8 protein-coding genes, 1 tRNA gene, 3 rRNA genes, 1 other RNA gene and 1 other annotated feature are annotated in these 9,119 nt (G+C 30.4%); of the genes, 12 read left to right on the top strand and 1 reads right to left on the bottom strand.

The window, feature by feature from the left end; all coding sequences use genetic code 11:
* From ABHC41_RS14475 to ABHC41_RS14430, 10 genes are all read left to right on the top strand, one after another.
* Positions 1-79: ribosomal RNA gene (locus ABHC41_RS14475) — 23S ribosomal RNA — on the top strand; the annotation flags it as partial.
* Between the two features lie 59 nt (positions 80-138).
* Positions 139-255: ribosomal RNA gene (gene rrf, locus ABHC41_RS14470) — 5S ribosomal RNA — on the top strand.
* A gap of 225 nt (positions 256-480) precedes the next feature.
* Positions 481-693, top strand: a binding site (T-box leader).
* Positions 694-886: 193 nt separating this feature from the next.
* Positions 887-2,170, top strand: a complete 1,284-nt coding sequence (serS, locus tag ABHC41_RS14465) for a serine--tRNA ligase (RefSeq protein ID WP_195238867.1) — start codon at positions 887-889, stop codon at positions 2,168-2,170.
* A 359-nt stretch (positions 2,171-2,529) separates the two neighbouring features.
* A complete protein-coding gene (locus ABHC41_RS14460) occupies positions 2,530-2,982 on the top strand; it encodes a nucleoside deaminase (protein WP_092921356.1) in 453 nt (150 codons plus the stop codon).
* A 3-nt stretch (positions 2,983-2,985) separates the two neighbouring features.
* Positions 2,986-3,077, top strand: a tRNA-Ser gene (locus tag ABHC41_RS14455).
* A 30-nt stretch (positions 3,078-3,107) separates the two neighbouring features.
* Positions 3,108-3,372, top strand: an RNA gene (ffs, locus tag ABHC41_RS14450) — signal recognition particle sRNA large type.
* A gap of 361 nt (positions 3,373-3,733) precedes the next feature.
* Entirely contained in the window at positions 3,734-5,380 is a 1,647-nt protein-coding gene (gene dnaX / locus ABHC41_RS14445; RefSeq protein ID WP_195238869.1) for a DNA polymerase III subunit gamma/tau, read from the top strand.
* A gap of 55 nt (positions 5,381-5,435) precedes the next feature.
* Positions 5,436-5,780 (top strand): YbaB/EbfC family nucleoid-associated protein, encoded by a 345-nt coding sequence (locus ABHC41_RS14440; RefSeq protein ID WP_092921359.1) that lies wholly within the window; start codon positions 5,436-5,438, stop codon positions 5,778-5,780.
* Between the two features lie 11 nt (positions 5,781-5,791).
* Positions 5,792-6,391: a recombination mediator RecR gene (recR, locus tag ABHC41_RS14435; RefSeq protein WP_271894461.1), complete on the top strand. Its 600-nt coding sequence runs from the start codon at positions 5,792-5,794 to the stop codon at positions 6,389-6,391.
* Positions 6,392-6,533: 142 nt separating this feature from the next.
* Positions 6,534-6,758 (top strand): hypothetical protein, encoded by a 225-nt coding sequence (locus ABHC41_RS14430; protein WP_092921363.1) that lies wholly within the window; start codon positions 6,534-6,536, stop codon positions 6,756-6,758.
* Positions 6,759-6,826: 68 nt separating this feature from the next.
* Here ABHC41_RS14430 and ABHC41_RS14425 read toward each other — a convergent pair whose 3' ends face one another.
* Positions 6,827-8,023 carry a glycosyltransferase gene (locus ABHC41_RS14425; protein ID WP_092921365.1) on the bottom strand — a complete coding sequence of 399 codons (1,197 nt, stop codon included), beginning with the start codon at positions 8,021-8,023 and terminating at the stop codon, positions 6,827-6,829.
* A 185-nt stretch (positions 8,024-8,208) separates the two neighbouring features.
* Here ABHC41_RS14425 and ABHC41_RS14420 point away from each other — a divergent pair, with 185 nt between their 5' ends.
* Positions 8,209-8,439 carry a glutaredoxin family protein gene (locus tag ABHC41_RS14420; RefSeq protein WP_092921367.1) on the top strand — a complete coding sequence of 77 codons (231 nt, stop codon included), beginning with the start codon at positions 8,209-8,211 and terminating at the stop codon, positions 8,437-8,439.
* A 352-nt stretch (positions 8,440-8,791) separates the two neighbouring features.
* Positions 8,792-9,119: ribosomal RNA gene (locus tag ABHC41_RS14415) — 16S ribosomal RNA — on the top strand; the annotation flags it as partial.

The following is a 9,119-nucleotide window of genomic DNA, read 5'->3' as shown; positions in this document are numbered from 1 at the left end:
TACCTGGTTGATAGGTCGAAGGTGTAAGTGCAGTAATGTATTTAGCTTATCGATACTAATAGGTCGAGGACTTGACCAAAAATCATTAACTAAATGATATACAGTTTTCAGAGTATTAACTCTAAAAGATAAAGATTATGTGGTTATTATAGCAAAGAGGATACACCTGTTCCCATACCGAACACAGAAGTTAAGCTCTTTAGCGCTGATGGTACTTGGGGGGCGACCCCCTGGGAGAGTAAGACGTAGCCACGTAGTCTTTTTTTTATGCAAAAAAATAAATATAATTGTTTTTCATACCATATATTAAATCTAATAAATAAAATATATAATTATATAAAAAATATTAGAAGCATTGAAATAGCTAGAGTTAGAGATTGTAAAAATTAAAATTTTTTAAAACTGAAAAAACTTTTTTGAATAATACTATTGAAACTTGATAATATATATAATATAATGATTATCAAATAGAAGAATTAATAAAAAGCTTTGAAGGAAATTAGTAAAGAGCAAGTTTGTATTCAGAGAGTGAGTGGTAGGTGTGAACTCATTACAATGGTTTTTGAATCTATTCTGGAGCTTCTACCGAAACAATAAGGTAAGACGTATACCTACGTTACAGGTTTGAGAGGGTTATATTTTTATATAACCAATTAGGGTGGCAACGCGGATAACAAGACTTTCGTCCCTTTCATAGGGGAATGAAGGTCTTTTTTTAATGCAATAATTACCCTAAGATTAAGGTTTTAGATAAAAATACATGTATTAGAAAACGTTATTTATGACTAAAATTAATTTATTAGCGCTGGTAGATTAACAAAAGTTATAAGTTTTGAATAGGTTAATTAAAGTAAAATAAATTATAAAATATAAGGAGGAATTAGCAATGTTAGATGTCAGAAGAATAAGAGAAAATTTAGAAGATATAAAAAAAGCTATGGATAGAAGAGGCGAAAAAGAATTCGACTTAGATGCTGTAGTTAGATTAGATGACGAAAGAAGAGAATTACTTAAAGAAGTTGAAGTAATGAAGAATGAGTTAAATGTAGAATCTAAGAAAATACCTCAATTAATAAAAGAAGGTAAAGATGTAGAGGCAGCTAAAGCTCAACTTAAAGAATTATCAGATAAGATAAAAGGAATGGATGAAAAAGTTAGAGCTGTAGAAGCAGAGATGGAATACAACTTAATGAGAATACCAAATGTACCTCATCCTGATGTTCCGCAAGGAACAACAGATGAAGATAATGTTCAAATAAGAACTTGGGGAGAACCTACAGAGTTTAACTTTGAACATAAGGCACACTGGGATATAGGAACAGGATTAGGAATATTAGATTTTGAAACTGGAAGTAAAATAACAGGTTCAAGATTCACTTTATACAAAGGATTAGGAGCTAGATTAGAGAGAGCGTTAATAAACTTCTTCTTAAATACTCATACAGCTGAGCATGGATATACAGAAGTTTTACCTCCTTTCATGGCTAATAGAACTAGCTTTATAGGAACAGGTCAATTACCTAAGTTCGAAGAAGACATGTTCAAAGTTGAAGGTGTTGATTACTTCTTAATACCAACTGCTGAAGTTCCTGTAACAAATATACATAGAGATGAAATATTAACAGTTGACCAATTACCAATAAAATATTGTGCATATACTCCATGCTTTAGATCTGAAGCAGGTTCTGCTGGTAGAGATACTAGAGGATTAGTAAGACAACATCAATTTAACAAGGTAGAATTAGTTAAATTTGTTAAGCCAGAAGATTCTTACGATGAGTTAGAAAAATTAACTAATGATGCAGAAAAAATGTTACAATTATTAGGATTACCTTACAGAGTTGTTAAGATATGTACAGGAGACTTAGGGTTCACTGCAGCATTTAAATATGACTTAGAAGTATGGATGCCAAGTTACAACAGATACGTTGAGATATCTTCTTGTTCAAACTTTGAAGATTTCCAAGCTAGAAGAGCTGGTATAAGATTCAAGAGAGACAAAAAATCTAAAGCAGAATACGTTCATACATTAAACGGATCTGGATTAGCAGTAGGAAGAAGTTTAGCTGCTATATTAGAAAACTATCAACAAGAAGATGGTTCAGTAGTAGTTCCAGAAGTATTAAGACCATACATGGGTGTAGATGTTATAAAGAAAGAAGAATTATAAGATCTAACGCAATTTAGACATATATTAAGAAGATCATTATCTATATATAAAGGCCAACAGATTTCTGTTGGTTTTTATATATAGTGATATAATATTTTTAACAAGAAATAGGATGCAACTGTATGTAGTTTAGAAAAATATAAGCTATAGATAGTCCTCACAAATTTAACCCTTGTAACCTAATGATATTATAGTCTATTTAAGTTACAAATATAGCCAATTTACATTGTTTAATATTACTTATAATTAAGAATTATGCAATAGTAACTAATTTTAACTTGTACAAATAAATTAAAATTCAGTTGAATTATAAATGTAACTATGATAATATAGAAGTGTTATAAGTTCTAGGAGGAAATATGAATAAAGAACTATATATGAAAGAAGCCTTGAAAGAAGCAGATAAAGCCTTTAAAAAAGGCGAAACTCCTATAGGAGCCATAGTAGTTAAAGATGGCAATATTATAGGCAGAGGACATAATTTAACTGAAACTTTAAATGATAGCACAGCTCATGCTGAGATTGTAGCAATAAGAGAAGCTGCTAGAAACTTAGGTGGATGGAGACTTATTGATTGTGAATTATATGTTACAATGGAACCTTGTATTATGTGCAGTGGGGCTATAGTTAATTCTAGAATAAAAAAACTTATAATAGGAACTAAACATATAAAAAACGAATATACAGAAAATCAGCATAAATTTAAGACTGATTACTATGAACGAAATAATATAAATGTCTTATTCGGTGTTTTAAAAGAAGAATGTTCTAATATATTACAGGAATTTTTTAGAGCTCTTAGGAAAAGATAATAAGGAGAGATGGTCGAGTCGGTCGAAGGCGCTCGCCTGGAAAGTGAGTATACGTCAAAAGCGTATCGTGGGTTCGAATCCCACTCTCTCCGCCAGAGGAAAATTTAAATATGGTTATAAGTTTGCTGTACTAGATGGGGAGGTAGCGGTGCCCTGTAACCTGCAATCCGCTATAGCAGGATTGAATTCCATCTAGAGGTTTATATCTTGTAGGGCTGCCCTGAATAAGTGGTGTTGACACTTAGGTCCTACGCAATGGAAGCTCATGAACCCCGTCAGATCCGGAAGGAAGCAGCGGTAAGTGATCACTTCCGTGTGCCGTAGGGGTGCCTAAGTTGAGCTAACTGTTTAGGTAACGCCTATGAGAGTAAATCAATAGATGGTGTACAGCTTTAATATATAAAAAACAAATCTCTTATTATAAGAGATTTTTTTTAATTATAAGAAAATCATGAGTTTTTTACTCTATGCATAATTTTAGAAATATATTAATGAGTATACAAAATATGATTAATAGATATGGTATAAAAAATATGTTTTTTTATACTTTTAATAAAATTAGTTAAGATAATTTATATTTTAAAATAAATTTAGTTTGATTAGTATATATTTACATTTAATAACGTTAATAATTAATGTAGGTTGTATTTTATATAAAAATAAATACTAGCATTTAAAATATAAGTAATGTGATGATATAATTAGATAAAAATAGATTAATTGTATGAAGTTTATTTAAGGAGAGATAAGAATGCATAAAGCATTATATAGAGCATATAGGCCACAAAATTTTGAAGATGTTGTGGGCCAGCAACATATAATAAGAACGTTAAAGAATCAGATAGAAAGTAATAATGTAGGACATGCATATTTATTTACAGGAACGAGAGGGACAGGTAAAACATCTACGGCTAAAATATTTGCTAGAGCAGTTAATTGTGTGCAAAGTAAAGACCAAGAGCCTTGTAATGAATGTGAAGTATGTAAGGATATAATAAATGATAATATAATGGATGTTGTAGAGATAGATGCGGCATCTAACAATAGTGTAGATGATATAAGAGAGCTTAGAGAAAGTGTTAAATATTCGCCTACAAAGGCTAAATATAAGGTATACATAATAGATGAGGTTCATATGTTATCGCAAGGGGCCTTTAATGCACTTTTAAAGACATTAGAAGAACCGCCATCATATATAATATTTATATTAGCTACAACTGAACCTCATAAGATACCGGCTACAATACTATCTAGATGTCAAAGATTTGACTTCAAAAGAGTTACGGTTAATGATATGTCTGAAAGAATGAAAAAGATATGCAATGAGGAAAATATAGAAGTTGAAGATAAAGCACTTAACCTAATAGCTAGAAATGCACAAGGTGCACTGAGAGATGCCTTAAGTATATTAGATCAATGTATATCTTTTGGTGGTAACAAAATAGAATACAAAGATGTAGTTGAATTATTAGGAACAGTAAATATAGAGCAATTATTTGAGATGTCTCAGTTCATAATAAATCAAGATACAAAAAACTCTCTTCAAGCACTAAATGAATTTGTAATTTGGGGTAAGGATATAAGAAATTTAATTAATGATTTAATAGACCATTTTAGAAATCTTATGGTTTGTAAGGTGTCAACTGAATTAGATGAGATAATTTCTTTACCAGAAGAGACTATAGATAAATTAAAGTCCCAAGCTGAAAGTGTAGATGTAAATGATATTATAAGAGTTTTAAATATATTATCTGTTACACAAGATAGCATGAAAAGCTCATCGAATCCAAGGGTTCTGGCTGAAGTTACTATGATGAAAATAGCCCAACCTATGTTTGATGAAAGCAAAGAAGCTTTAATAAAGAGAATAGAGAATTTAGAGAAGAAAATAGAGAGTGGAAATATAAAGGTTAATAGCAACAATATAGAGAATACTAATAATATAATAGAGGAAAAAGAAATAATAGAGACAGATGAAGTAGTATACGAATCTGTTAAAAGTGAAGATGTTAAGCTTATAGAGTCATCATGGCCTAAGATTAGAAAGAGTATAAAGGATGATAAGCAAAGTAAACAAATGCCAGTATACTTCTTATTAGGTGATGTAAGTAGTTTTAATGTATATGAAAATGTGTTATATCTAATATACGCAGATGGATTTGCGTTTGCTAAGAAAAGACTAAGCGAACCTGATACTATAGCATATATAGAAAAAGTAATAAGAGAAACTATAAGTAGAAGTTTTAATATAAAAATAATATTAGAATCTGAAGTTAAAAACATAGACTTAGAAATAAAGAGTGGAAAAGTTGATAAAGGTGAGGAGATTCTAAAAAGTATAGTAAATGAGGAGATACTAGAAATAAAAGATAGTGTCGAAGAAAATGAAAGTAAATAATAAACACTAATATGATATAATATTAAAATAAAATAGTTTTAAGGAGGAATTTAAAATGGCTAAAAGAGGTTTTGGAGGCGGAATGATGCCTGGAAATATGAACAATTTATTAAAGCAGGCTCAAAAGATGCAAGAAAACATGCAAAAAATGCAAGAAGAATTAGAAGCTAAGGAAATAGAAGCTTCAGTTGGTGGAGGAGCTGTTACTGTAAAAGTTAACGGTAAGAAAGAAGTTTTAGATATAAATATAAAACCTGAAGTTGTTGATCCAGATGACATAGAGATGTTACAAGACTTAGTATTAAGTGCTATAAATGAAGCTTTAAGAAATGTTGATGAAATGCAATCATCTCAAATGGGTAAATTAACTGGAGGAATGAACATACCAGGGTTATTCTAGTAGGTGATAATATGCAATCTTATACAGGGCCTATAGCTAGGCTTATAGAAGAATTTTCAAAGCTTCCAGGGGTAGGTAGAAAAACGGCTCAAAGATTAGCTTTCCATGTAATAAACATGAATGTTAATGATGTAGAGTCTTTATCTAAAGCTATCTTAGAAGCTAAGAGAGAAATAAAATATTGTTCAGTATGCTGTAATATAACAGACACAGACCCTTGTAGTATGTGTTCTAATAAAAACAGAGATGCTGGTGTAATATGTGTAGTAGAAGATCCTAGAGATGTTGCTGCTATGGAGAGAACAAGAGAATTTAAGGGGCAATATCATGTATTAAATGGAGTTATATCTCCTATGGATGGTATTGGACCTGATATGATAAAAATTAAAGAGCTAATCCAAAGATTAGGAAATCAGGATGTAAGAGAAGTAATAATGGCTACAAACCCAACGATTGAAGGGGAAGCTACGGCTATGTATATAGCTAGACTTTTAAAACCTATGAGGATAAAAGTTACTAGAATTGCTCATGGTCTACCAGTAGGTGGAGACTTAGAGTATGCTGATGAAGTAACTATATCAAAAGCTTTAGAAGGAAGAAGAGAAATATAAAAAATCGAGGTATTTACCTCGATTTTTTGTCGTTTACTGATATAAATTTACTCAAATAATATAAGGTACACTTGTTGAATTAAACAATGAGTTAATGTATAATTTTAATAAATTCATTCAAAATTATTTATAGGAGAATAAAATGAAATCAACAATGAGCCTAGAAGAGAGAAAAGCTTTGAAAGAAAAAAGAGAAAAAAACTTAAAATCTAAAGGAAAAACAAAGTTTACAGAATCTGATGATATGAGCTTATTAATAAAGAAAAAAAACAGTAAAGCTCAGAAAAGCAAAAACTCGTGCTTTAGGAATAATTATAAGAAGTATCAATATGATTATGAAGAAGATTTTTATGAACCTACATACTAATATATATAATTGTAAAATGCCCAAAGGATATTATCCATTGGGCATTTATTATGTAAATTTAATTAAAATTAATTCATAGATAGTAATACATCCTCAACTAAATTAGCTATATTTTGAGAAGAATTAAATTTTCTTATAGATTTTATATTTTTCTTTAACATATCTAATCTAGATGGATCATCTATTAGTACTTTCAGTAAAACTGAAAGAGAATACTTTTTAGTCGTTCTAAGGGCTGCACCACAATTTGAAAGAAAATCTAAGTTTTCTTCTTCCTGTCCAGGAATATAATATGGAACAATCATAGGAACGTCTTTTAATAATGCTTCTGTAGTAGTTAAACCACCAGGTTTTGTTATTAAAACGTCAATAGAAGCAAGTATATCATTCATTTTATTAGTGTACCCAAGTACACATATATTTTTATTATGATTGTGAGTAGCCAGTTTTTTTTCAAGTTTCTCTTTTAAGGATTCATTTCTTCCTGTAATGACTAAAATTTGAAAATCTCTATCAATATCCAGTAATTCTTCTAAGGTTTCTTTTATATTACCAGCTCCAAAGCTTCCTCCCATAAGTAGAACTGTAAGTTTATCAGAAGATAAACCTAATTCATTTAAAACTTCTTCTTTTTCTCTATTACTTAAGAATGATTTTTCTACGGGGATACCAAAAGGTTTGATTTTTTCAGTATCAACTCCTTCATATGCTAGCAATTCTTTTACATACTCATGACCTACTATATAATAGTCTATTTCATTTTGTATCCATGTAGAGTGAGTAGTATAATCTGTAAGGACAGAGATCATTGGAGGCACATCTATAGTATCATGGTGATCACCTAGATGTAAACCGTGATCATAACCTCCGTCACTATGTTTTTTTAGTGTACTTAAAGCTATCATAGGGAAGGGATGTGTACCTATAATTAAATCGGGTTTAGAATCATTTAAAAGCTTTTTGAATTTTTTTGCCATTAAAGATGTAAGCAAATTACCTTTAAACTCATTTTTAGAAACAAGAGAGGTTTCAGAAAATCTGTATACACTACCATAAGCTTTTGGAGTATATATAGCAGATTTTTCATATCCCCTAGAAATTATTTTATCCATTGTATTATTAACTAATTTTAAACTATCCACTATTTCACATTGTATATTAAAACCATCTATCGTTTTTTGTTCTAACTCCTCTTTAATTGCTCGAGCAGCTCTATTATGACCTCCACCAGTTGAAGCAGACATAATCAATACTTTTTTGCTCATACTAAAATCCTCCTAAAATGTAGAGTTATATTGAATAATAATGCAATTTTTTGTATTATTAAATATATTAACTTAGAAAAAATAAATTATGTATTATATTATATACTAATAATGAGTTAATAATAATCTAATATAATATAAAAAAAAATACAAGCATAACAAAATAAATACTTAGGAGCAGATAGATGAAAGTAGTAGAGATATACACTAGCGATACATGTCCACAATGTATAAAAGCTAAAGAGTTTCTAAAAAATAAAAATATTGAATATAAAGAATATAATATATCGAAAGATTTAGATGCAAAGAAAAAGTTGATAGGTATGGGGTATATGTCTATTCCTCTAACTATTATAGATGGAGAACATGTCTTAGGCTTAGATATAAGTAGAATGACACAACTATTAGAGAAATAGTATTTATTGATATAAGGAAGCTTGTAAAAAAGATTTCTTATATCAATAAAAAATATAAAAATTAGTATGAAATGTAGAAAAATACATAGACTAAATCACAGATAATAATAGATTAAGAAAAAAATTAAAAAAAGTTAAAAAAAAGTATTGACGATATAAGTGTAAGGTGATATAGTATTACTTGTCCTTAAGAAAAGGGCAAAAACAAAAAAAGTAAGCGCCGACACAGTCGCTTAAAATGAACTTTGAAAATTAAACAGTAGGTTAATTTATATAACTAATGATTCTTAAAAGAATCGAAAACAACCAAGCCAGATATTCAGATGATGATAGTCTGAGCAGGTAACAACTTTTATTTGAGAGTTTGATCCTGGCTCAGGATGAACGCTGGCGGCGTGCCTAACACATGCAAGTCGAGCGATTTACTTCGGTAAAGAGCGGCGGACGGGTGAGTAACGCGTGGGTAACCTGCCCTGTACACACGGATAACATACCGAAAGGTATGCTAATACGAGATAACATGAGAAAGTCGCATGGCTTTCTTATCAAAGCTCTGGCGGTACAGGATGGACCCGCGTCTGATTAGCTAGTTGGTAAGGTAACGGCTTACCAAGGCGACGATCAGTAGCCGACCTGAGAGGGTGATCGGCCACATTGGAACTGAGACACGGTCCAAACTC

This window comes from Romboutsia sp. 1001216sp1, from assembly GCF_039841805.1.
GTDB lineage: Bacteria > Bacillota > Clostridia > Peptostreptococcales > Peptostreptococcaceae > Romboutsia_C > Romboutsia_C hominis.
The sequence above is the reverse complement of the archived record's forward strand: the minus strand, read 5'-3'. Positions and strand labels throughout refer to the sequence as shown.